Consider the following 22,976-nt stretch of genomic DNA (forward strand, 5'->3'; position numbering starts at 1 on the left):
ACGTCCGACCGCGCCAGCGCCCGCACCTCGCCCCGCGCCGCGCCGCCGCCGCCGGTGGTTCCGGCGTCCGACCGGGCGAGTTCGCGCACCATGCCCCGCCCCGCCCCGCGCCAGCCGCTCGTCATTGCCCCGCCCGACCGGGCGAGCGCCCGTACCGCGCTGCGCACCGACGCGCCGCGCCGCCTGGCCGCCCCAGTCGGCAAGGCCGTGCCCGATGCCCCGCCCAAGGCGAGCAGCCGCGTCGCGCCCCGCCCGCGCAAACCCGAGCCGCCGGCGCCGGCGCCGATGATGGCCCTGCCGCCGCCCGAATCGGCGGTCGCCGCGCCGCTCGACCACCCGAGCATCCAGGAGCTGCACGACGCGCTGCTGCGCGACATCGAGGAGACGCTGCTGATCGCCGGCCGCGAACCGGCAACCGAGGCGGAGATCGCGGAGGCGAGCGCCACCGAGCCGACGTCGGCCGAAGCGACCGCCTCGGAAGCGGCCGCCATCTCGGAAGCAGCAATGGCGGCAGTGTCCTCCGCCATCGAGGCGACAGACCCGGCGCCGGCACGCCCGACCGACGAGGCGCCGCCGGCCGCTGCCGGCGGGAGCACGGCCGACGGCGAGACGCAGGAGGCGCCGCATCAGGAGGCGCCGCATCAGGAGGCCTCGCACCGCGAGGCGCTGCATCGCGAGACGCCCGAGCCGGCCAGCGAACGCTTCACCCCCCGCCAGGGTGCCCGCACCGGCGCCCAGCGGCGGGAGGCGCGCAAGGCCACCGGCTCCGCGGAGGACGCCGAGGATGCGCAGGCCGATCCCGACATCATTCCGCCCAAGCGACCTTCGCCGAAGGCCGCACGGGCCAGGCCGGCGGAAGAAAACACCTCGCGCGTCCAGCGGATGGCGCCGGGCGAGACCGCCAGCGGCCGCATCTTCGACGCCGACGCCTTCCTCGACGGACTGGACGACGACATGTTCGGCGGCTCGATCGGCGGCAAGCCCGGCGGCGCGGGGGCGGCGGGCGGCGGCGCCCGGCCCGGCGGCCGCGGCGGCGGAATGGGTGGCGGCTTCGGCGGCATGGGTGGCGGCGGCATGGGTGGCGGAATGGGCGGCGGCATGGGCGGCCGCGGCTTCGGTGGCGCCGGCATGGGTGGCGGAATGGGCGGCGGCATGGGCGGCTTTGCCGGCATGGGTGCCGGGCGCGCCGGCGGCATGGGCGGTGGAATGGGCGGCGGCCTCGGTGGCGGCGGCCTCGGTGGCGGCGGTCTTGGCGGCGGCGGCATGGGCGGCGGCGGCCCCGGCGGTCTTGGCGGCTTCGGCGGCATGGGCGGCGGGCGCGAGGCGCTGATGGCCGCGCTCGCCGGGCGTGGCGGACGCGGCGGCGGCACCCCGCAGGAGAAGGTCCATCACGACCGGGTCACGCTGTTCAACCCGACACTGCTTTTCGCCCTGCTGGGCGTCGTGTTCTGGCCGATGCGGCTGCTGCACTATGCGCTGTGGCCGGTGCTGGCGCTCGCCATCGCGGTCATCTTCCAGCACGGCACGCTCTATGCGGCCGACCTGCGCGCGCTCGGCTTCACCTGGTCGACGGTGGCGAGCATGCTTATCACCCTGTTCGTCGCCAACCTCACCGCGCGATCGGCGCAGGGAACGGTGATCCGCCATTTCGGTGGCGAGGTGAAGCAGTTCGGCATCGTGATCGAGCTCGGCATCCTGCCGCGCTTCTTCATCGACAAGTCGGCCATCCCGCATCTGTCGCGAAAAGGCCAGCTCTGGAGCTATGGCGCGCCGCTGCTGGCCCGCCTGTGGCTGTTCGCCGGCGGCACGCTGATCTGGCTCGCCGCGCATGGCAGCGGCACCACCACCGCGCAATATGCGCTGGTGATCTCGCAGGCGGCGCTGGTCGAGTTCATCATCATCGCCTTCCCGCTGATGCCGGCCGACGGCATGAACTGGATCACCACCTATTTCGGCGAGCCGAACCTGAAGAAGAAGGCGCTGGCCTCGCTGAAGAACTGGTTCACCGGCAAGCCGCGGCCGCCCTTCGTGCGCGAGGAGGAGGAAGGCGGGCTCATCCTGTTCGCCCTCGGCGCCATCCTGTGCTCGCTGGTGTTCATCTTCGGCCTGCTCACCTATTTCGCCATCACCCTGCAGGTGGAGATCGGCGGCGCCGGCATGGGCATCTTCGTCCTGCTGTGCATCTCCTGCGTGCTGTGGTTCGTCAGCATGTGGCGCCATGGCGGCGGCTCGGCCTGGGTGCCGGCGACCGCCAAGATCACGGCCGAGGGCGCCGCCTTCGCCGGCGCCGGGGCAGCTGCCGGGGTCGGGGCCGCGACCGCCGCCGGCCGGGATGCCGGGGGCAAGGACGGCGCCAAGACCCGCACCAGCTACGCCGCCTGGAGCCGGCTCATCTGGTCGCTGCTGATCCTGTTCCTGATCGGCGTCGCCTGCCTGCCCTACGAGTACGAGACCTCCGGCCCGTTCACCATCCTGCCCAACGCCCGCAACCAGGCCAATGCCCGTACCGACGGCGAGATCATGAAGATCCTGGTGCGCGAGGGCATCTGGGTGAAGGAGGACGAAATCCTCGGCGAAATGTCCAACTGGGACCAGGCCCACGATGTGGCGGTGACGACGGCGAGCCTCGCCTCCGCCAAGGCCAAGCTGGCCCAGCTGCAGGAAGGCGCCAAGACCGAGCAGATCACCGTCGCCGAGAAGCAGGTGGATTCCGCCCGCGCCAGCGTCGCCTTCTCCGAGGCGGACATGAAGCGGCAGGCGGAATTGCAGAAGACCGGCACCGCCTCGCAGGCGGCGCTCGACAAGGCCAAGTCGAAATATGACAGCGACGTCGCCTCGCTCGACGTGTCCATCGCCAATCTGGCGCTGGTGCGCAGCGCCGCCACCCAGAGCGAGATCGACGCCGCCCAGGCGGAGGTCGACCGGCTGTCGGCGGAGCTGAAATACCGCGACGACCTGCTGGAGCGCACCCGGGTGCGCGCGCCGGCGGAAGGCCGCGTGATCACCCCGAACCCGCAACTGCTGGTCGGCAAGTGGCTGAAATCCGGCGAAGCGCTGATGGAGACCGAGAATACCCGCAATGTCGACGCCGAGATCGACGTGCCGGAGGCCGACATCGCGCTGGTGCAGGCCGGCGACACCGTGCGCATCAAGGCCTGGGGCTACAGCAACCGCGAGATCGACGGCACCGTGGTCGCCATCGCGCCCGCCGCCGACAAGCGCGACTACGGCATGGTGGTGCGCGTGAAGGCCAACATCGCCAATGACGACGGCGCCCTGCGCTCCGGCATGAGCGGCTATGCCAAGGTCGACGGCGAGAGCATGATGGTCTGGCAGGCCTTCCTGCGCTTCCTGGTCCGGTTCTTCCAGGTGGAGGTCTGGTCGTGGATACCGTGAGCCGGGTCACACTGCCCGGTAGCCCGATCCGGCATCCTGGATCCAAGGCGTGATACCCTGCGCGTCATGAGTCCTGTCTCCGCGTCGAATGGGGGAGCCGCGCCCCCGATTTTCCTGCTGTCCGCCACCCCGGCCGTGCTGCCGCTCGCCGGGGCGATGCTCGGGCGGCATCCCGCCTGCTTCGGCGCCCCCGAGCTCAACCTGCTCGCCGCCGACAGCCTGGAGGACCTCTCCGTCGCGCTCGCCGACCGCGACAAGGCGCAGTTCCACGGGCTGCTGCGGGTGATCGCCCATCTGCATGCCGGCGAGCAGACCATGGACACGGTGGCGATGGCCGGCCGCTGGCTGCTGCGGCGCAATGCCTGGCCGAGCTGGCGGATCTTCGACGAGCTGTGCGCGCAGGTGGCGCCGCTGCACCTCGTCGACCCCAGCCGTGCCTATTCCACCACGCCGGGCAGCCCGGCCCGCATCCTCGCCAGCGCGCCGGATGCCCGGCTGGTGCATGTGGTCGGCAAGCCGGCAGCCGGCGCCGCCCCGGCGGCGGCGGCCTCGCCGGCGAAGCGCATGGCGGACATGCGCAAGCGATCCGAGCGCGCGCAGGCCGAGCTGGAGGCGTTCCTCGCCGCCCAGCCGGACGGGCGGGCGACGGTGCTGGAGATCGAGGCGCTGTCGAGCGATCCGCGCCCCACGCTCAAGGGCCTGTGCCGCGGCCTCGGCCTCTCCGATGCCGACGAGTGCGTGGAGGCCATGCTGCGGCCGGAGGACTCGCCCTTCGCCGGCTTCGGTCCGGCGGGCGCCAATCTCGGCAACGATCCGGGCTTTCTCGACACCGCGACGCGGCGGCGGCGGTCGACCGAGGATGTCGACGCCGCCACGGGCGTTCCCAGCCCCAGCGCCGCCTGACCCCGTCGCGATACCGAGCCTTATTTTTCGCACGCGGCGGCGCTCTCGTGCCGGGCTCCCGCGCGGCAATCCTGGCGGAAGCGATCCTCGCCGCCGCCAGGGGTTCCGGCGCCAGGAGTGCCGCTTCAGGAATGCCGCTTCAGCCTTGCCCGCTGTCGCGCGGCGCCAGCGTGGCCTGCAGCATGTCGAGTTCCTCGGTAAGCACCTTCGACAGCGCGCCCAGCATGTCGAGGCGGTAGCGCAGGTCCGCCATCCGCGCGCCGATCTCCTCGGCGCTGCTCGACGTCATGGTCGAGGCGTCGCGCAGCTCCATCTTCTGCGAATTGTGCAGGAAATCCTGCAGATGCAGCAAATGCTGCAATTTGCCGCTGCCGATCGGCCCGCCGGTCGGAACCACGTCCTCGGACACGTCGTAAGCGAGGCGCGCGGGAAGTGGCGCCCGCCGGCGCGACGGCGCCGGCAGCGCGCCGACAACGTCCTCGCGCCCCGATACCCGTGGATTTGCCTCGGCCAGCGGAGCGGCGGTCGCCCCTGATAGTTTGCGATCGTTGGAAATGACGCTCACCCGGATGAGAATGCGGCCAAGCCGCGTATCACGCTTGGCGAAGCATACGACACCATGCCCCGCCGATTCGGCAGCACCCCCATGCCTTGCACCCTAGTCTAGCCGCGCCGCACGCCGATGCCCAGTCTTCCCAAGCCCCAGTGTGCGTGATAGGTTTCGTGAATTGACAGGAATATGAAAGTTGCCGAGTTTTCTTGTAGATAATAATGAAAGCTTGGGAACGACTTCAAGTGATGCTGCCGGTACCCCACTGCCCGCACATCCGTTTTCCTGCCAAGTCGATCTCCTGCCCATCCGCCCCCACGTAATCCCTGTGTGACGACAGTCCAGAAGAGCCCCGGCAAATGAAGGTTTTGATGATCGGGCTCGACGGAGCCACTTTCACCTTGCTCGATCCGATGGTTGCGCAGGGCGTGATGCCGTATCTGGGTTCCGTCCTCGCGAAGGGCGCCCGCGCCAACCTGATGTCGACGCGAAACCCGCTGACCCCGCCGGCCTGGACCTCGATGATCACCGGCCACAGCCCGGAAAAGCACGGCATCTACGATTTCCTGCGCCCGGTCACCATGCAGGATGGCGGCGTCTTCCTGAAGATCAACGATTACCGCGACAATCACTGCGAGACGCTGTGGTCGATCGCCAACCGCGGCGGCAAGCGCGCCACCAGCCTCAATTTCTACGGCATGGCCCCCGCCCCGGCGATCGACGGCTATGTGATAGCCGGCTTCGTGCCCTGGCGGCACCTGCGCCACGGCACCCATCCCAAGACGTTGTTCGACACCGTCCGCGCGATGGACAAGTTCGACTATCGCGACCTCGGCATGGATATCGGCGAGGAGAAGAAATGCGTGCAGGGCCTGCACGAGGGCGAGCACATGGACTGGATCGATCTCCAGGACCGCCGCGACACCGCCTGGGCCGACCTCACCACCTACCTGCTCAACACCGACCCGACCGAGCTGACCGCCGTGGTGCTGGACGGCCCGGACAAGGTGCAGCACCTGTTCTGGCGCTTCGTCGACCCGGCGCTGGTCAAGACCGATGCCGGCGAATGGTATGACGAGATCCGCGAGAACTGCCTGCGCTTCTACCGCGGCCTCGACAAGAACATCCAGAAGATGATGGAAGCCGCCGGTCCCGATACCGACGTCATCATCGTCTCCGACCACGGTTTCGGTCCGACCACCGAGATCTTCTACGTAAACGAGTGGCTGTCGCGGAAGGGTTACCTCACCTGGTCGAACTCCGCCCATGACGACGCGCTCGGCCAGCTCACCGCCGAGAAGATCAAGGACCATCTCGGCATGGTGCAGTGGCAGGCCACCAAGGCGTTCTGCCCCACCCCGTCGAGCAATGCCATCTACATCAAGAAGGACCTCGGCTCCGGCAGCGGCGTGAAGGAGGAGGACTACCTCTCCTTCGTGATGGAGCTGCAGCGCGAGCTGCTCGACATCCGCGACCCGGCCACCGGCGAGAAGATCGTGCTCGGCGCCGACCTCAACAAGCTGCGCGGCACCAGCTTCGTCGAGCCCTGCCCGGACATCACGCTGCGGCTGCGCGACGGCGGCTTCGTCTCGATCCTCAAGTCGAAGGAGATCGTGGCGCAGCGGCCGGAAGCCGACGGCACCCACCGCCCGGCCGGCATCTTCATCGGCCACGGCCCGAGCTTCAGGAAGGGCGTCAGCCTCGACGCGCTGAACCTGCTCGACGTCGCCCCGCTGATCCTCACCCTGATGGGCCTGCCGGTGCCGAGCGACCTCGAAGGCCATGTGCCGACCGCGGCGCTCGCCGAGAAGCGCGAGGCGGTGATCGGCGCGGCGACGCAGGTGCAGGGCACGGCGGAGGAGGACCGCGCAGAGCCGAGCGAGGAAGAGCGCGAAGCCCTGATGAAGCAGCTGAAGATACTGGGCTACATGGATTGAACGGGCCTCGGCCCAGAAACGCATCGCGTTGCGCCTTGCCATACGCAACGCCACTCGCGGGAATTCGGAACGCCTATCATGCCGATACTCGCCCTGCCTGATTGGAATGTGCACTATCAGCGCATCGGCGAGAGCGTCGGCTCCAGCCAGGACGTGGTGCTGATCCACGGGCTCGGGGCGAACCTCGCCTTCTGGTATCTCGGCGGCGGACGGCATCTGGCGAATTCCCGCCAGCTTCTGCTCTACGACCTGCGCGGCCATGGCCGCTCCTCGATCCCGGCCGGCAATTACGGCCTCGCCTCCATGGCCGACGACCTCGCCCGGCTGCTCGACCATGTCGGGCTCGAGCAGGTGCATCTCATCGGCCATTCCTTCGGCGGCCGGGTGGCATTGGCCTTTGCCGGGCTCCACCCGCACAAGGTGCGCAGCCTCGTCGTCGCCGACACCCAGATCCGTACGCTGCAGCCCTCGATGCGGCTGCGCGACTGGCCGCACTGGGCGACGTGGAAGGCCCAGCTGATGGAGCTCGGGCTGACCGATCCGCCGAGCGACGATTCCATCATCGACTTCAAGCTGCTCTCCGAGCTGAACAAATATGGCGGCGACCTCGCCGGCACCGGCCGCGCCGGGCCGGCGGGTGCAGGACTGCCGGCAGGGGGACTTCCGACAGGGGGACTTCCGGGTGCGGGACTTCCGGCAGCAGGACTGCCGGCGGCGGGGCGAAGGGCCGGCGGGCGCATGGCGGGCGGCGGCGAGGACGGGCCGCGGCGCATCTCGCTGCGCTCGCGCGAGATGAGCCAGCGCGGCCAGCAATCCTGGAAGGACATGCTGGCCAACACCACCGCCAGCGCCGATTTCGAGAACGAGGCGCCGCTGGAGGGCGACTTCTTCGCCCGCGTCACCATGCCGACGCTGCTGCTGTTCGGCGCGCTGTCGCATTGCCTGCCGACCGCACAGGGCCTGCTGGAGCGCCTGCCGCAATCGCGGCTGGTGGAGGTGCCCGGCGCCGGGCATTTCTTCCCGGTGGTCGAGCCGGCGCGCTTCGCCCGCGCGGTCGAGCGCTTCCTCACCATCAACGAGCGGATCGGCCAGGGCGAGACCCCGCGCGCCATCGGCGGCCCGCGGGCGCGGCTGCGGCGCGCCGCGATGGCCCGGCGCGGCGAGCGGGCAACGGCCGAGCGCGAGCCGGGCGAGCGGCCGCCGGCGGAGCGCCCGTTGCTGGAGCGCCCGTTGCTGGAGCGCCCGTTGCTTGAGCGCCCGCTTGCAGAGCCGCTTCAGATCGACCGCGAGCGGGTCGCCGGTGAACGGGTCGCCATCGAGCGGGTCGCAATCGAGCGGGTCGTGCCCGGCCGGAAGGGCGGCCCGTTGTGACCGTGCCGGCAGGTATCTTCGAGCCGGGTCATGTCAGCGTGGTCACCGGCGGCAGCCGCGGCATCGGCGCCAGCCTCGCCCGGCAATTGGCGATACGCGGCAGCTCGGTGGTCATCGTCGGCCGCGACGCCGGGCGGCTCGACGCCATGCTTGTCGAACTCGCCGCGGCCGGCCCCGGCGATCATCGCGCGCTGGCGCTGGATCTCGGCCGGCCCGAGGAGGTCGCGGCGCTGAAGCACGCGCTCGCCGATTACGGCCGCGCCGATCTGCTGGTCGCCTCGGCCGCGCTCGGCGAAGGCCCGGCGAGCGGCGAGAAATTGGCCCGGCCGACGCGGGACCTCGCGCTCGAAACCTTCCAGCGGGTGATCGACGTCAATCTGCACGGCGTGTTCCTGGCGGTGCAGGCGGTGCTGCCCTTCATGCGGGCGCGGGGGTCCGGCGACATCGTCGCGGTGGGCTCCTCCACCACGCCGAACGGGCTGCGCGGCCGGCCGATGGCGCCGGCCTATTGCTCGTCGAAATTCGCGCTGGGTGCCTTCATGCGCACGCTGGCCGCCGAGGTGGCGGAAGAGGGCGTCAGGGTGCATTCGCTGTTCCCCGGCCCGGTCGAGACGCCGCTGATCGCCAATACCATGCTGCACCAGCCCTTCGGCGGCCAGATGGGCCCGGAGAATTTCGCCCGCGCCGTGCTCGATCTGGTGGCGATCGGCGGACGGCTGCAATGGTACGATCCGCATATATTGCCGATGCCGACCCAGCGCGCGCCGCTGGAAGCCGCCGGCTGAGGCGCAGGGACGAAAATGCCGGGAGGGGCAAGCGCATGACCGACCACTGGACCGGCAAGACGGCGATCGTGACCGGGGCGTCCGGCGGCATAGGCGGGGCCGTCGTGCGTTCGCTGCTGGCCAAGGGCGCCAATGTCGTGCTGGTCGACCGCAGCGCCGAGCGCATGGCGCCGCTGGCGGAGGCCGGCGGCACGCGGGCGCTGCCGCTGGTGCTCGACGTGGCGAGCGAGGACGACATGGCGCGGATGGCGCAGGAGACGGTGGAGCGGTTCGGCGCCATCGACGCGCTGGTCGCCTCGGCCGGCATCCTGCGCACCAGCGGCCAGCCGCGCGTCGTCGCCGATACCAGCTTCGAGGAATGGCGCACCATCCTCTCGGTGAACCTCACCGGCACGTTCCTGTCCAACCGCGCAGTGCTGGGCGCGATGATGAAGCGGGGCCGCGGCGACATCGTCAACGTGTCGTCCACCTCCGGCCGGCAGGGCCGCCCCTTCGACGCCGCCTATTGCGCCTCCAAGTTCGGCGTGGTCGGCTTCTCGGAATCGCTGGCGGAAGAGGTCGGCCGGCTCGGCATCCGCGTGCAGACGCTGCTGCCGGACGCGGTCGACACGCCGCTCTGGGACCAGAGCGGCACCGCCGCCATCCGCCCGCAGCAATTGCTCTCGCCCGAGCGGGTCGCCGAGGCGATCCTCTACCTCATGGAATTGCCGCGCGACACCTTCATGCTCAACCCGACCCTGTTCCCCTCACGCCAGCGTGCCCGCCGTAAGGCCGCCGGCGATGCGAAAGAGACGGTCTGATGGTTGCTTCCGCCGCGCTCCGCCGTCCGAGCCATTTCCCGGCCCCCGCGCCGGGCCTGTCGCGCGCCGATTTCACCTGCATCGGCCGCGCCGGCCTCGGCGACGGGCATAATAACTACGCCCACTCGATGGCGTGGTTCAACGGCAAGCTGTATCTCGGCACCACCCGCTCCAATCTCGCCATGCTACGCCTGCAGACGGCGTACAAGGAGGTGCCGTTCACCACCTGGCCGATCGAATGCCCGGAAAATCTCGACGAGCTCTACAAGCTCGACCGCCGCGCGCAGATCTGGTCCTACGACCCGGCGACGCGGGAATGGGAGATGGTGTTCCGCGCCCCGCTGGTGGACAGCATCGCCGGCGCCGGCCAGGTGGCGCGCGAGATCGGCTACCGCTCCATGCAGGTGTTCCAGGCGCCGAACGATCCCTCGCCCGCCCTCTATGTCTCGGCCTGGGCGCCGGGACGGGCGCCGGGCGGGCTGATCCTGCGCTCCTATGACGGGCGCAGCTTCGATCCGGTGACGCCCTACGGCATCCTGCCCGACACGCCGATCTCCACCACCCGCACGCTGACCGAGTTCAAGGGCCGGATGTTCTTCGCCCCCACCGCGCGGCGCGGCTCCGACGGCTCGCAGCAGAACACCGCCGGCCTGCCGGTGGTGTTCGAATCCGTCGATCCCGCCGCCGGCCACTGGACCGCGGCCAGCGAATTCGGCTTCGGCGAGGAGGGCAATCTCGGCGTCTTCACCCTCTGCGCCACCCGGGACCGGCTCTATGCCGGCACCTTCAATCTCGACGGCATGCAGGTCTGGGCGACCGACGGCGAGGGCGAGGCGCCGTATCGCTGGAAGAAGGTGCTCGACCGCGGCGGCGGGCGCGGCGGCCTCAACCAGGCGGTCGCCAGCATGGTCGGCTTCAAGGACGCGGTCTATGTCGGTTCCGGCATCCAGGGCGGCGGCCACGACCGGGTGAACAATGTCGGCCCGGCCGCCTCCGAGCTCATCCGCATCAACAAGGACGACAGCTGGGACCTGATCGTCGGCGAGCCGCGCGACACCCCGGACGGGCGGCGCGAGCCGCTCAGCATGCTGCGCTCGGGCTTCGGCAACCTGTTCAACGGCTATTTCTGGAACCTCGGCGTCCATGACGGCTGGATCTATCTCGGCACCTATGACTGGAGCATCATGCTGCGCTGGTCGTCGATGGAACAGGCGGCGCCGACGGTGCGGCGCATGTTCGCCCTGCTCGACCCCGAGAACCTGATCACCTATGAGGGCGGCGCCGACCTCTGGCGCTCCAGCGACGGCGAGAACTGGCTGCCGGTGTGCCGGCGCGGCATGGGCAACCCGTATAATTTCGGCATCCGCAACCTGGTCTCCACCGAGATGGGGCTGTTCGTCGGTATGGCCAACGTGTTCGGCCCGCGCGTCGCGGTGCGCGACGGCGACGGCTGGCGCTACGAGGACAATCCGGGCGGCGGGCTCGAGGTCTGGCTCGGCAGCAAGGAAGCGGCATGATCCAGCGCCACCCCTTCCTGGTCGTCATTCTCACGCTGCTGGTCATCCTGTTCCTGTGGATGCGCCGGCGCCAGCGGCTCGGCCGGCCGTTCCCGCGCTTTCGCGGCTTCGGCCGGCGGCTCGCCTCGCTCAGCGTGCCGGTGCGCGGACGCACCCGCACCGCGCTCATCCAGCCGCCGACGGCACAGAAGGGCGCGCCGCTGCTCATCTGCTTCCATGGCGGGCTCGGCCGGGTCGAGCGGTTCGCCCGCACCAGCGCCCTCGCCGGGCGGGCCAAGGAGCGCGGCTATGCCGTCGTCTTCCCGGCGGCGCCGAACGGCTGGGTCGACGGGCGGCCGGAAAAGGGCCGCGGCACCGAGGATATCGACTTCATGGCGGCGCTGGTCGCGATGATGGTGCAGCGCCACGGCATCGATCCGGGCCAGGTCTTCGTGGTGGGGGCCTCCAATGGCGGCATGTTCGCCCAGCGCCTCGCCAGCGAGCGGCCGGACCTGATCGCCGGCGCCGCCTCCGTCGTCGCCTCCACCCCCGCGGCCATCGCCCGCGAGGTAGGGGCCGGCCCGCCGGTGCCCTTCCTGCTGATGTGCGACCGCAACGACGCCGTCATGCCGTGGGCGGGCGGCGACATCAAGCGCGGGCAAACCGTCGGCGCCGGCGGCCAGGTGGTGCCGGTGGAGGACGCGCTGGCGCTATGGATCGAGCGCAACCATGCCGGATCGCCGACGCCGCCGCGGCACCTGAAGGGCCCCGGCGACTTCCATGCCGAGATCACCGACCATCTGCCGGCAGCGGGCGGCGCGCCGGTGCGTTTCGTCGACGTCACCGGCTCCGGCCATGGCTGGCCGCGCTGGCCCGGCACGCGGGGTGCCGACGCCTTCGACGCCGGCGATACCGTTCTGGAATTCTTCGACGCCATCCGGCAGCACTTTCCACAGCGCCGCCGGTGATATCTTTTGGGGGGAAGGGACTTTCATGGCCAAGATCGAGGTCAACACCACATACGAGCTCTATGCGGACGAGCCGGAATATATCGAGACCAACAAGGCGCTGATCGCGCAGATCGACCTCGACGGCGTCGCGCGCGTCGCCGATCTCGCCTGCGGCACCGGCCTGCTCTCGCGGCTGCTGCTTGAGCGCGCGCCGCATCTCGCCACCTGCGGCATCGATCTCGATCCCGAGCAGATCGGCATCGCCCGGCGCCAGTTCGCCGAGAAGGGCCTGCTGCTGGACAGCCTCGACGCCTGGCGCCGGCCCGGCGCCCATGGCGCGCATTTCCAGACCGGCAGCGCGATGGAACTGCCGCTCAAGGACGGCGAGGCCGACCTCGTCATCATGGGCAATGCCATCCACCTGATGCCGGACAAGGACGTGTTCATGAAGGAGGTCGCCCGCGTGCTGAAGCCGGGCGGGCGCTTCTACTTCAACTCGGTGTTCTTCACCGGCACCTTCCCGGAAGGCAGCGAGCCGCTCTACAACGAGTGGCTCAAGCAGGCCGTGATCGTGCTCGGCGAGATGAACACGGCCCGCGCCGCCAACGGCGAGCCGCCGGTGCCGCGCGTGCGCAACACCCGCGCCGGCGGGCGCGCCTTCAACAAGGGCTGGCTGTCGGCGGACGGCTGGAGCGAGAAGCTGGTCGAGGCCGGCTTCAAGGTGGAGCTGGCCGACCGGCGCGAGATGCTGATCTCGCGGCGCGGCCTGCAGCTGGTCGGCGCCTATGGCGGCCTCGCCGAGGTGCTGATGAGCGGCTATCCCGTCGAGATCGCCTCCGAATGCCTGATCGAGGGTGCCGACCGCGCCTTCGACCTGATGCAGGTCGAGGCGGTGCCGCGCTACTGGCTGGAGGTCAAGGCGTCACGCCTCTAGACATGTCCGTTACCCCGCCGCTCCAGCGCGCGGCGGGTGGTTTTTTCGAGAACGTGCGAACTTTCAATCTACAGGGGGACTAGTCACATGAGCCTTTCGACACGTGCGGATGTCGAGACCACCGTCATCACCGTTGCCAACGACACGGTCAGCGGCTGGGACATCGACCTGCCGGGCGGCATCACGCTCGACACCAAGCTGATGGAGGACCTGTCCTTCGAATCGATCGACGTGGTGCAGTTCGCCGTCGCCATCGAGCAGGCGGTGGATCGCAAGGGCCTGCCCTTCGAGAAGCTGTTCATGAAGGAAGGCGAATATGTCGACGACGTCCAGCTCGGCGAAGTGAGCACGTTCCTGTGCAAGGAACTCGGCGTCGCCTGAGCGGTTAGTCCGGGTGAGGGCGGACCGTGCGGCGGTCCGCCACTGCCGCGACATATTTATTCGATGCCATCGGTGGCGGGCGGCGCGGAACGCGCGCGCCGGAATATGTCGCCCCCCATCGACCTCGCGTCAGACCAACCGGAGGATGAAATGCGCAAGACCCTTACCGTCGGCGGCCTGTTCGCCGCAGTTCTTCTCACCGCCGCTCCCGCCTTCGCCCAGAACGCCGCCAACATGGCGGTGATGCAGAACTGCCGCAACGACATCGCCCAATACTGCCCGAATTCCAAGCCGGGCGACGGCACCATCAAGGACTGCATGAAGGCGAATTTCCGCAGCTTCTCCGACGTGTGCAAGAAATCGCTGCGCGACATGATGGCCGCCAAGCAGGGCCAGTAACCCGCCCCGCCGACGGCGCGGCCGACCCCGGCGACGCGGCCCTCCGGCGGGCGGCGTCGGAGCGGCGGGATCTTTCCGCCGCCGCGGCGAGCGCGCCGTCCGACATCGAGCCGGGCTTTCGAGGCCGCCGCCGTTCATTCGCGTGACGAAGGACGGCTGCCGGCATCGCCCTGCGCCCCGTAACCGACGGCTCGCACGCGCGCCCCGCACTCGTGCCTCGAACTCATGCGCGCGATATGCTACCCGAAGCCGGATTTCCGAGCCTCCGAACGAGCATGAGCGACCCGTGAACGGCAATGCCAATCTCTATGCGGCGATCGAGGCGAGTGCCCGGCGCGCAGCCCTCTCCACCGCTTTCTCCCGGCCGGGACGGCCGCCGGTCACCTATGCCGGGCTGCTCGACCTCGTCGGGCGCTATGCCGACGCGCTGGTGCATCTCGGCGTTGGCCGCGGCGCGCGCGTCACCACGCAGGTGGAGAAGTCGCTCGGCAATGTGGCGCTCTATCTGGCGGCGCTGAAGATCGGCGCGGTGTTCCAGCCGCTGAATACCGCCTACACCGCCACCGAGCTCGACTATTTCATCGGCGACGCCGAGCCGGCGCTGCTGGTCGTCGACCCGGCGAAGGCCGAGGCGCTGCGCCCGGTCGCCGCCGCGCGCGGCGTGCCCCGCGTCGAGACGCTGGACGCCGAGGGCGGCGGCTCGCTGGACGATCTCGCCCGCACCCTGCCGGGAACGACGCCCACCGCCGTCTGCGCGCCCGACGACCTCGCGGCGCTGCTCTACACCTCCGGCACCACCGGCCGCTCCAAGGGCGCGATGATCACCCATCGCAACCTCTCCTCCAATGCGCGGGCGCTGCTGGAGATCTGGGCCTTCCGGCCCGGCGACGTGCTGCTGCACGCGCTGCCGATTTTCCATGTGCACGGGCTGTTCGTGGCGTTGAACACCGCGCTGCTCAACGGCTCGGAGATGATCTGGCTGCCGCGGTTCGATGCCGGCGAGGTGATCGCCGAGCTGCCGCGCGCCACGGTGATGATGGGCGTGCCAACCTTCTACACCCGCCTCATCGCCCATGCGGGCTTCACCCGTGCGCTCTGCGCGGGCATGCGGCTGTTCGTGGCCGGCTCGGCGCCGCTGCTCGCCGAGACCCACCGCCAGTTCGAGGCGAGGACCGGCCACGCCATTCTCGAGCGCTACGGCATGACCGAATGCGGCATGATCACCTCGAACCCCTATGACGGCGCCCGCCTTCCCGGCTCGGTCGGCTATGCGCTGCCCGGCGTGTCGGTGCGCATCGTCGGCGAGGACGGCGCGGCGCTTCCGCCCGGCGAGGTCGGCATGCTGGAGACCGACGGGCCGAACCGCTTCGCCGGCTATTGGCGAATGAAGGAGAAGACCGCGGCCGAGATCCGGCCGGATGGCTTCTTCATCACCGGCGACCTCGCCAGCATGGCGGCCGACGGCCGCGTGACCATTGTCGGGCGCGGCAAGGACCTGATCATTTCCGGCGGGCTGAACATCTACCCGAAGGAGATCGAGATGGAGATCGACCAGTTTCCCGGCGTGGTCGAATCCGCCGTGGTCGGGGTGCCGCATGCCGATTTCGGCGAGGCGGTGGTCGCGGTGGTGGTCCGCAAGCCGGGCACGCCGCTGGAGGCGGCGGCGCTTTCCGGCTGGCTCGGCGGCCGGCTGGCGCGCTTCAAGCTGCCCAAGCATGTCGAGGTGGTCGACGACCTGCCCCGCAACGCCATGGGCAAGGTGCAGAAGGCCGAGCTGCGCGACCGCTTCAGGCGGCTGTTCGCGCCGGTCGAGACGGCTCGCTGACCCCGAGGGAACGCGTCCGGTCCAGCCGGGCAGGTTCCGGCGCGATGTCTTCCGTTCGGCGGTGGCGGATCACCGGCTGGCGAGGAATGGTGGAAGACGCTGGAACGCACGACTTTCCGGTGCGTTCTTGATTCATCGCCAATCACGCAAGGGCCCTCGACGGCCCGACAGGGAGACATGCGCCATGGGCCTCCTATCCCGAGACATCAAGTCGCTCGGCGACCTGCTCGTGCAGGCGCTCGGCGAAGCGCTCTATGCCGAACGCCGCTTCGCCCGCGTGGTGCCGACGCTGATCGTCAAGGCGTCCGACATCCAGCTGCAGGGCGAGCTGAAAGCGGCGCTGGCGGCCAGCGCCGAGAACATCCAGCGGCTGGAGCGGCTGTTCCGCCTGCTCGACCGCGCCCCCAAGGCCACCGAATGCCCGGCGATCGACGGGCTGTTCATCAGCGCCGAGGAGATCAATGGCGAGATCGACGATCCCCATGTCCTCGACGCCGCCATCGCCGCCGCGGTGCAGGATGTCGGCACCTTCAAGGGCGCGCGCTACGCGACGCTGATCGGCTGGCTGCGCCAGCTCGGCCGCAGCGACGGCGCGCGGCTGATCCAGCCGAACCAGCTCGCCAGCCAGCGGCTGTCCGACGCGCTCTTCATGCTGGCCGAGCGGCGGCTGAATCCGCGCGCCGGTGACGGAGGCGAGGCGGACCGGCGGCTCGCCGGCTGACATCCCTCCGATATTCCGCGCGGCTCAGATAGTCTGCGCGAGTCAGACTTTCCGCGCGATTCAGACTTGCCGCGCGACCAGGAAAGGACGGCGGCTCGGCAGGGCCAGCTGCCCCGCGTCCATGCGCAGCGGCGCGCCGTCGAGATCGCACCATTCCCCGTCCCAGCCGGCGTCGAGCGTCAGTACCGCCTCGCCCGGTGCCAGCGGCGACAGGTCCGGCAGCCGCGTCGCCACCGCCACCCGCACCGCCCGCCCCCCGACCCGCCGCTCGAAGGCGAACCAGCGCCAGAACGACGGCTCGGCCTCCAGCGGCGCATAGCCGCCGCGCGTCAGGCAGGGATCCTCGCGGCGCAGCGCGAGCAGGGCGCGGGTCAGCGCGAATTTCTCCAGATCCGCCGGATCGCCCAGCCCTTCGGCACGGGTCAGCGCGGCGGCGCGGGCGTTCCAGTCCACCGGCCGGCGGTTGTCCGGGTCGACCAGCGAGAAGTCCGGGAATTCGGTGCCCTGGTAGATATCCGGCGTACCGGGCAACGTGTGCTGCAGCACCACCTGCGCCAGGCCGACCAGCCGCGCCGCCGGGGCCAGCGCTTCCAGCAGCCGGGCCAGCGCGGCGCGGAACGGCTCGCCCTCCGGCGCGCCGACCAGCGCGGCGGCGAAGGCGCGGGCGGCCTCCTCATAGCCGGTGTCGGGCGTCTCCCAGAACGTGTGGCGCTTGGCCTCGCGCAGCGCCTTTTCCAGATAGGTGGCGATGCGTTGCGCCGAAACCGGCCAGGCCGAGGCCAGCACCTGCACGATCAGCATCTGGTCGAGCGGATCGGGACGGATTTCGCCGTTCTCATGCACGGCGAGCCGGTCCAGCACCGGCTCCACCTGCCGCAGGAAGTCGAACCAGGCGTCCGGCTGGAAGCTCAGCGCATCGAGCCGGGCGCGGGTGTCGGGGCCGCGCTTGGTATCGTGGGTGGCGAGCGGGATGAGGTCGCGCAGGCCGGCGGCGGCGCGTTCGGCCGAGAGCGCATGCAGCTCGGCACGGGTGCGGGCGGGATGCTCCAGGCTACCGCCAACCTCGTTGACCGAGAGCAGCACCGGCACGCGGTAGAGCTCGGTATCCTCGAAGCCCTTGGCCATGGCCGGGCCGCTGAGCTGCTGGAAGCGGGCGCGGAACGCGACGTCGCTCGGTGCCCGCGGATGCTCCAGCCGGTCGAGCAGCAGCGCTGCGGCCGCCGCCGTCAGCGGGTCCTCGTTGGCGGCGATGGCGTCGCGGATGATCGTCCAGACCGCGACATCCTCCGCGCCGTGGCCGCGCGCGGGGGCGTAGGAACGATAGACCGGGCAATGGGTGAGCATCGCCACCACCGCCGCGCGGATCGCCGCCTCGGTGAGGTCGCCCTGCGCCATGGCGGCATCGAGCCCGTCGCGGGCGAGGCGGGCGAGGATGTCGACCTCGGCCTTGAGGCTGGTCTCCAGCACCTGCCGCTTGGCGCTCGCGAGGCGCGCCGGCAGCGCGCCGACCAGGATGCGGCGGTAGCGCAGGTCCTCCTCCAGCGCCTGATAGCCGCGCGGATCGACGAACAGGCCGTTGATGTCGTTGAGCCGCTCATAGCCGGTGGTGCCGTCGACCGGCCAGTCGCGCAGCCGCTCGCCGGGCTGCAGGATCTTCTCGACGAGGATCGGCACCCCCTCCCCGGCCGCCGCGCGCAGGCGCACGCAATAGGAGGCCGGGTCGACGAGGCCGTCGATATGGTCGACGCGCAGTCCGTGGATGAGGCCGCGCCGCAGCAGGTCGAGCGGCAGGCGGTGGACCAGCTCGAACACCGCCTCGTCCTCGACCCTGACGCCGACCAGATCGGTGATGTTGAAGAAGCGGCGATAGTTGAGGTCGTGCGCGGCGGTGCGCCACCAGGCGAGGCGCCAGTGCTGCGCCTCCATGAGCGCCGGCAGGTCGGCACGTTCGAGCGCCGCGTCGAGCGCCACCCGCCCGGCGATGCCGATCCCCCGCAGGCCTTCGCGGGCGGCGGCGAGCGCGGCCGGCGCGGGCGCCTCCCCGAGCGCGCGCCATGCCGCCGCCAGCGGCGCCAGCGGCGACCGGATGCCGGCGGCCGCCTCGATGAGGGCGGCGACGCTCGCCGGGCAGAGCGGAAAAATGTGGTCGGCATGGGCGACCACCACGCGGCCGCTGTCGAGATCGGCGCGCAGCGACAGCGAGCCGGCCTCCAGTGTCGCCTGCAAGGGATCGCCCAGCACCGGCAGCAGCAGCCGGCCGGAATCCCAGATGACGTCGAAGATGCGGGCGGCGGACGAGGCCGGGCCGAGCTCCAGCATCTCCAGCCAATAGGGATTGTGGCCGGAGGCGGCCATGTGGTTCGGCACGATGTCGACCAGCATGCCCATGCCGTGTGCGGCGAGGGCCTCGGCCAGGCGCTCGAACCCGTCCTCGCCGCCGAGCTCGGGATTGATCCGCGTCGGGTCGGCGACGTCGTAGCCATGGGTCGAGCCCGGCACCGCGAGGGTGATCGGCGAGGCGTAGAGATGGCTGATGCCGAGCTCTTTGAGATAGGGCACCAGCGCCTCCGCCGCCGCGAAGGGGAAGTCGCGGTGGAACTGCATCCGGTAGGTGGCGCGAAGATCCGGCGGGTGCGCGGCGAGGTTCATGGCGCGTCTCCTGCGGGCAGGCTCCAGAAGGCGGCGGCGAAGGGAGCGAGGGTGAGGCGGCCATCGCCGGCTTCGGCGCCGCCGACGGTCGCGTCGGGCGGCGCGGCGGCCGGCGCCGCCAGCCCGGCCTCGCCCCCGGACGGGTTGAGCGCCATCGCCAGCGTGCCGGCGGCGTAGCGCCAGCGCGCGAGGATCGCCGGCCCGTCGCGCTCGCCCGTCGCGCCGAGAAAGGCGCCGGCGGCCAGAGGCCAGACGAGGCGGGCGCGGGTGGCGGCAAGGGTGCGGAACGCCTTCAGCGCCGCCTGCGCATCCTGCGTCTCATAATCTTCAGGCGCCAGCACCGCGGAGCGGAACGTCGCCTCCTGCAGCGGATCGGGGAAGTCGGCGTCGCTGCGTCCGGCGAAAAAATCCGCGAACTCGCGGCGGCGGCCATTGCGCACCGCCGCGGCGAGGTCGCCCTCGAAATCGCAGAAGAACGGGAACGGGGTCGGCAGCAGCGCTTCCTCGCCCTGGAACAGCAGCGGGATCTGCGGGCAGAGCATCAGCACGAAGCGCAGGAAGGCGAGGCGTTCAGGGGAAAGGGTGGCGGCGAGGCGGTCGCCGAGCGGGCGGTTGCCGATATGGTCGTGGTTCTGCGCGAAGCTGACGAAGGCATCGGGCGGCAGGCCGGCGCAGGGCGTGCCGCGCGGGTGCCCGTCGGCGCCGGGATAGGGCTCGCCCTGGAAGACGAAGCCCTCGGCCAACGCGCGGGCGGCTCCCCCGACCGGATCGCCCGCATAGGGGGCGTAATAGCCGCCGCGCTCGCCGGTCGCCAGCACATGGAAGACATGGTGCCAGTCGTCGTTCCACTGGGCGGTGAACAGCCCGTCCTCGCGGGTCATCCAGCCGGAGACGTTGTCGTGGTTCTCCAGCACCAGCCAGGCATCCGGCCGCACCGCGCGGCAGGCGGCCGCGATCTCGCGCAGGAAGGTCTCGGCGCCATCGGTCGCCAGCGCGTGCACGGCGTCGAAGCGCAGGCCGTCAAAGTCGAAATCGGTGAGCCAATAGGCGGCGTTCTCGATGAAGAAGGCCCGCACGGCGGGATTCTCCAGGTCGATGGCCGGCCCCCACGGGGTGGCGACATCCTCGCGGAAGAACGATTTCGCGTAGGCCGGCAGGTCGTTCCCGCTCGGGCCGAAATGGTTGTAGACGACGTCGAGCATCACCCCGAGGCCGCGCGCATGGGCGGCGCCGACCAGCGCGCGCAGCTCCTCCGGCGTGCCATAGGCGCGGTCGGGAGCGTAGAGCAGCACGCCGTCATAGCCCCAGTTGCGCCGTCCCGGAAAATCGGCGACCGGCATCAGCTCGATCGCGGTGAAGCCGGCGTCGCGGTAATGGTCCAGCCGGTCGATCAGCGCGCGGAACGTGCCCTCTTGCGTCGCGGTGCCGACATGCAGCTCGGCGATCACCGCCTCGTGCCAGGGCCGGATCGTGCCGGCGGAGGCGGCGGGCGGAGCCTCCACCAGCACGCTCCAGCCATCGGCATCCCCGGCCTGCATGCGCGAGGCCGGGTCCGGCACCTCCAGCCCGTCGGCCCGGAAGCGGTAGAGCGCGCCGGGCGCCACCCCGGCGACATCGACGGCGAAGAAGCCCTCCGCCCCGCGTACCATCGGCAGCGGCGGCGCGCCCCGGACGACGAGCTCGACATGGCGCGCCGAAGGGGCGTAGAGGCGGAAGGTCACGCCCCGTTCGGTGACGAGCGGACCGAAGCGGCGGGCCGGCGTGCTCATGCGCGCCATTCCCACACCACGAGGGTGCGTGCCGGCATGGCGACGGTCTTGCCCGATCCGACGCGCGCGCCTTCGAGATCGTTGCCGGTGGCAAGGATCGCCTCCCAGCCGCCGGACTGCACCGGCGGGGCGAGGAAATCGACGTCGACATGCGAGGCGTTGAGCATGACGAGCAGCGAATGCTCGCCGTCCAGCGCCGGGGCGAGGCGCACGGTGATGCATTTGGAATGCGGATTGTCCCAGTCCTCCTCGCTCATGCGGCCGCCGCCATTGTTGAACCAGGCGACATCGGGCTGGCCCATCTCGTTGCGGGCGCCGGTGAGGAATTCCGGGCGCGACAGCGAGGCGTGGCGCTTGCGCAGCTCCGCGAGGCGGGCGACGAATTCCGGCAGTTCCGGGTCTTCGTCCGACCAGTCCACCCAGCCGATCTCGTTGTCCTGGCAATAGGCGTTGTTGTTGCCGCCCTGCGAGTTGGAGCGCTCGTCGCCGGCCAGCAGCATCGGCACGCCCTGCGACAGGAACAGGGTGGCGATGAGGTTGCGCTTCTGCCGGCGGCGCAGCTCGTTCACCCCTTCATCGTCGGTCTCGCCCTCGACGCCGCCGTTCCAGCTCTTGTTGTCGTCATGGCCGTCGCGGTTGTCCTCGCCATTGGCCTCGTTGTGCTTGTCGCTATAGGTGACGAGGTCGTGCAGGGTGAAACCGTCATGCGCGGTGATGAAGTTCACGCTCGACCACGGCCGGCGGCGGCCTTCCGAGAAGATGTCCTGCGAGGCGGCGAAGCGGGTGGCGAAGCTCGGCAGCAGCCCTTCCGAGCCGCACCAGAATTCGCGCACCGTGTCGCGGTAGTCGCCGTTCCATTCCGAGAAGCCGGGCGGGAAGGCCCCGAGCTGGTAGCCGCCCGGCCCGACATCCCACGGCTCGGCGATGAGCTTGAGGCCGCCGAGGACGGGATCCTGAAGGATGGCGTTGAAGAAGGCGTGGCCGGGATCGAAGCCGGTCGGCCGGCGCCCGAGCGTGGTGGCGAGGTCGAAGCGGAAGCCGTCTATGCCATAGGTGCCCGCCCACAGGCGCAGGCTGTCCATCACCATCTGCAGCACGCGCGGGTGATCGGTGTTCACCGCGTTGCCGCAGCCGGTCATGTCGTCGTAATAGCGCGGGTTGCCCGGCAGCGTGCGGTAGTAGGAAGCGCTGTCGATGCCCTTGAAGGACAGCGTCGGGCCGAGATGATTGCCCTCGCAGGTGTGGTTGTAGACCACGTCGAGGATGATCTCGATGCCGGCCTGATGCAGCCGGTCCACCGCCTCGCCGATCGCCTCCAGCCCGTCCTCGCCGAGATAGCGCGGCTCGGGGGCGAAGAAGGACAGCGTGTTGTAGCCCCAGTAGTTCGACAGGCCGCGATCGACCAGGTGGCGGTCCTGCGCGAAGGCGTGGATGGGCATCAGCTCCAGCGCGGTGACGCCGAGCTTGGCGAGATAGTCGACGAATTCCGGCTGGCCGAGCGCGGTGAAGCTGCCGCGGATCGCCTCCGGGATCAGCGGATGGCGCATGGTGAGGCCGCGCACATGGCCCTCGTAGATCACCGTCTTCGGCCAGGAGACGCGCGGATGGACGGTGGAGGCGAGCGGCGTGCCGGCCACCACGCGGGCCTTGGGCATGAAGGCGGCGCTGTCGCGCGCGTCCATGACGAGATCGGCGTCCTCGCCGGCGCCGATCGTGTAGCCGTAGAGCGCGTCGTCCCACGTGATGCCGCCGACGAGGACGCGGGCATAGGGGTCGAGCAGCAGCTTGCTGGGGTTGAAGCGATGCCCCGCCTCCGGCGCCCACGGCCCATGGACGCGCCAGCCATAGACCTGCCCGCGCCCGACGCCGGGCAGATGGCAGTGCCAGACGCCGTTGGTGCATTCGTGAAGATCGATGCGTTCCAGCTCGGTCTCGCCGTAGCGGTCGAACAGGCAGAGCGTGACGCCGCTGGCATTGTCGGAGAACAGCGCGAAATTGGTGCCCGTGCCGTCGACCGTGACACCGAGCGGAAAGGCCGAGCCGGGAAGGACCTGTCTCATGCGGGGCGCGGTACTCGTCTGAGAAGGGAGGGTGCCTTACAAACGGTCCC

At 70.3% G+C, this 22,976-nt stretch carries 17 protein-coding genes; 13 read left to right on the forward strand and 4 right to left on the reverse strand.

Annotated features, from left to right (window positions below):
• Positions 1–90 precede the first annotated feature (90 nt).
• Both AC1RU4_RS24465 and AC1RU4_RS24470 read left to right on the forward strand, forming a co-directional pair.
• Positions 91–3,396: an HlyD family secretion protein gene (locus AC1RU4_RS24465; protein WP_492894165.1), complete on the forward strand. Its 3,306-nt coding sequence runs from the start codon at positions 91–93 to the stop codon at positions 3,394–3,396.
• A gap of 66 nt (positions 3,397–3,462) precedes the next feature.
• Entirely contained in the window at positions 3,463–4,299 is an 837-nt protein-coding gene (locus tag AC1RU4_RS24470; RefSeq protein ID WP_492894167.1) for a sulfotransferase, read from the forward strand.
• Between the two features lie 139 nt (positions 4,300–4,438).
• Here the strand turns inward: AC1RU4_RS24470 and AC1RU4_RS24475 are convergent, their stop codons facing one another.
• Entirely contained in the window at positions 4,439–4,708 is a 270-nt protein-coding gene (locus AC1RU4_RS24475; RefSeq protein ID WP_492894169.1) for a hypothetical protein, read from the reverse strand.
• Between the two features lie 500 nt (positions 4,709–5,208).
• On the opposite strand from AC1RU4_RS24475, the gene AC1RU4_RS24480 reads away from it, so the two are divergent.
• The 11 genes from AC1RU4_RS24480 to AC1RU4_RS24530 all read left to right on the forward strand — a co-directional run bounded on the left by AC1RU4_RS24480 (position 5,209) and on the right by AC1RU4_RS24530 (position 16,448).
• Positions 5,209–6,786, forward strand: coding sequence for an alkaline phosphatase family protein (locus tag AC1RU4_RS24480; protein ID WP_492894171.1), 1,578 nt, complete (start codon positions 5,209–5,211; stop codon positions 6,784–6,786).
• A 78-nt stretch (positions 6,787–6,864) separates the two neighbouring features.
• Positions 6,865–8,157, forward strand: coding sequence for an alpha/beta fold hydrolase (locus AC1RU4_RS24485; RefSeq protein WP_492894173.1), 1,293 nt, complete (start codon positions 6,865–6,867; stop codon positions 8,155–8,157).
• Positions 8,154–8,942 (forward strand): SDR family oxidoreductase, encoded by a 789-nt coding sequence (locus AC1RU4_RS24490; protein ID WP_492894175.1) that lies wholly within the window; start codon positions 8,154–8,156, stop codon positions 8,940–8,942. Before AC1RU4_RS24485 ends, AC1RU4_RS24490 begins: the two co-directional genes overlap by 4 nt.
• A 35-nt stretch (positions 8,943–8,977) precedes the next feature.
• A complete protein-coding gene (locus tag AC1RU4_RS24495; RefSeq protein WP_492894177.1) occupies positions 8,978–9,742 on the forward strand; it encodes an SDR family oxidoreductase in 765 nt (254 codons plus the stop codon).
• Positions 9,742–11,259: a hypothetical protein gene (locus tag AC1RU4_RS24500; protein WP_492894179.1), complete on the forward strand. Its 1,518-nt coding sequence runs from the start codon at positions 9,742–9,744 to the stop codon at positions 11,257–11,259. The genes AC1RU4_RS24495 and AC1RU4_RS24500 overlap by 1 nt, the downstream gene beginning before the upstream one ends.
• Complete coding sequence (locus tag AC1RU4_RS24505) at positions 11,256–12,206, forward strand: CE1 family esterase (RefSeq protein ID WP_492894181.1); 951 nt, start codon at positions 11,256–11,258, stop codon at positions 12,204–12,206. The genes AC1RU4_RS24500 and AC1RU4_RS24505 overlap by 4 nt, the downstream gene beginning before the upstream one ends.
• Positions 12,207–12,231: 25 nt before the next feature.
• The gene (locus tag AC1RU4_RS24510; RefSeq protein WP_492894183.1) at positions 12,232–13,122 is read left to right on the forward strand and encodes a class I SAM-dependent methyltransferase; all 891 of its coding nucleotides are present in this window, start codon (positions 12,232–12,234) and stop codon (positions 13,120–13,122) included.
• A gap of 87 nt (positions 13,123–13,209) precedes the next feature.
• The gene (locus AC1RU4_RS24515; protein WP_492894185.1) at positions 13,210–13,503 is read left to right on the forward strand and encodes a hypothetical protein; all 294 of its coding nucleotides are present in this window, start codon (positions 13,210–13,212) and stop codon (positions 13,501–13,503) included.
• A 150-nt stretch (positions 13,504–13,653) separates the two neighbouring features.
• A complete protein-coding gene (locus AC1RU4_RS24520) occupies positions 13,654–13,902 on the forward strand; it encodes a cysteine rich repeat-containing protein (RefSeq protein ID WP_492894187.1) in 249 nt (82 codons plus the stop codon).
• A gap of 286 nt (positions 13,903–14,188) precedes the next feature.
• A complete protein-coding gene (locus AC1RU4_RS24525; RefSeq protein WP_492894189.1) occupies positions 14,189–15,727 on the forward strand; it encodes a malonate--CoA ligase in 1,539 nt (512 codons plus the stop codon).
• 184 nt (positions 15,728–15,911) lie between these two features.
• Positions 15,912–16,448 (forward strand): YciE/YciF ferroxidase family protein, encoded by a 537-nt coding sequence (locus tag AC1RU4_RS24530; RefSeq protein ID WP_492894191.1) that lies wholly within the window; start codon positions 15,912–15,914, stop codon positions 16,446–16,448.
• Between the two features lie 60 nt (positions 16,449–16,508).
• Here the strand turns inward: AC1RU4_RS24530 and treY are convergent, their stop codons facing one another.
• Genes treY through glgX form a run of 3 tightly spaced genes read right to left on the reverse strand, consistent with a single transcriptional unit; the run spans position 16,509 to position 22,926 of the window.
• Positions 16,509–19,097, reverse strand: a complete 2,589-nt coding sequence (treY, locus tag AC1RU4_RS24535) for a malto-oligosyltrehalose synthase (RefSeq protein ID WP_492894193.1) — start codon at positions 19,095–19,097, stop codon at positions 16,509–16,511.
• Positions 19,094–20,866, reverse strand: a complete 1,773-nt coding sequence (gene treZ / locus AC1RU4_RS24540) for a malto-oligosyltrehalose trehalohydrolase (RefSeq protein WP_492894195.1) — start codon at positions 20,864–20,866, stop codon at positions 19,094–19,096. Before treZ ends, treY begins: the two co-directional genes overlap by 4 nt.
• Positions 20,863–22,926 (reverse strand): glycogen debranching protein GlgX, encoded by a 2,064-nt coding sequence (glgX, locus tag AC1RU4_RS24545; protein ID WP_492894197.1) that lies wholly within the window; start codon positions 22,924–22,926, stop codon positions 20,863–20,865. The genes treZ and glgX overlap by 4 nt, the downstream gene beginning before the upstream one ends.
• Positions 22,927–22,976 lie beyond the last annotated feature (50 nt).

The sequence above is a fragment of the Ancylobacter sp. GW821-FHT10E12 genome (assembly GCF_058809335.1).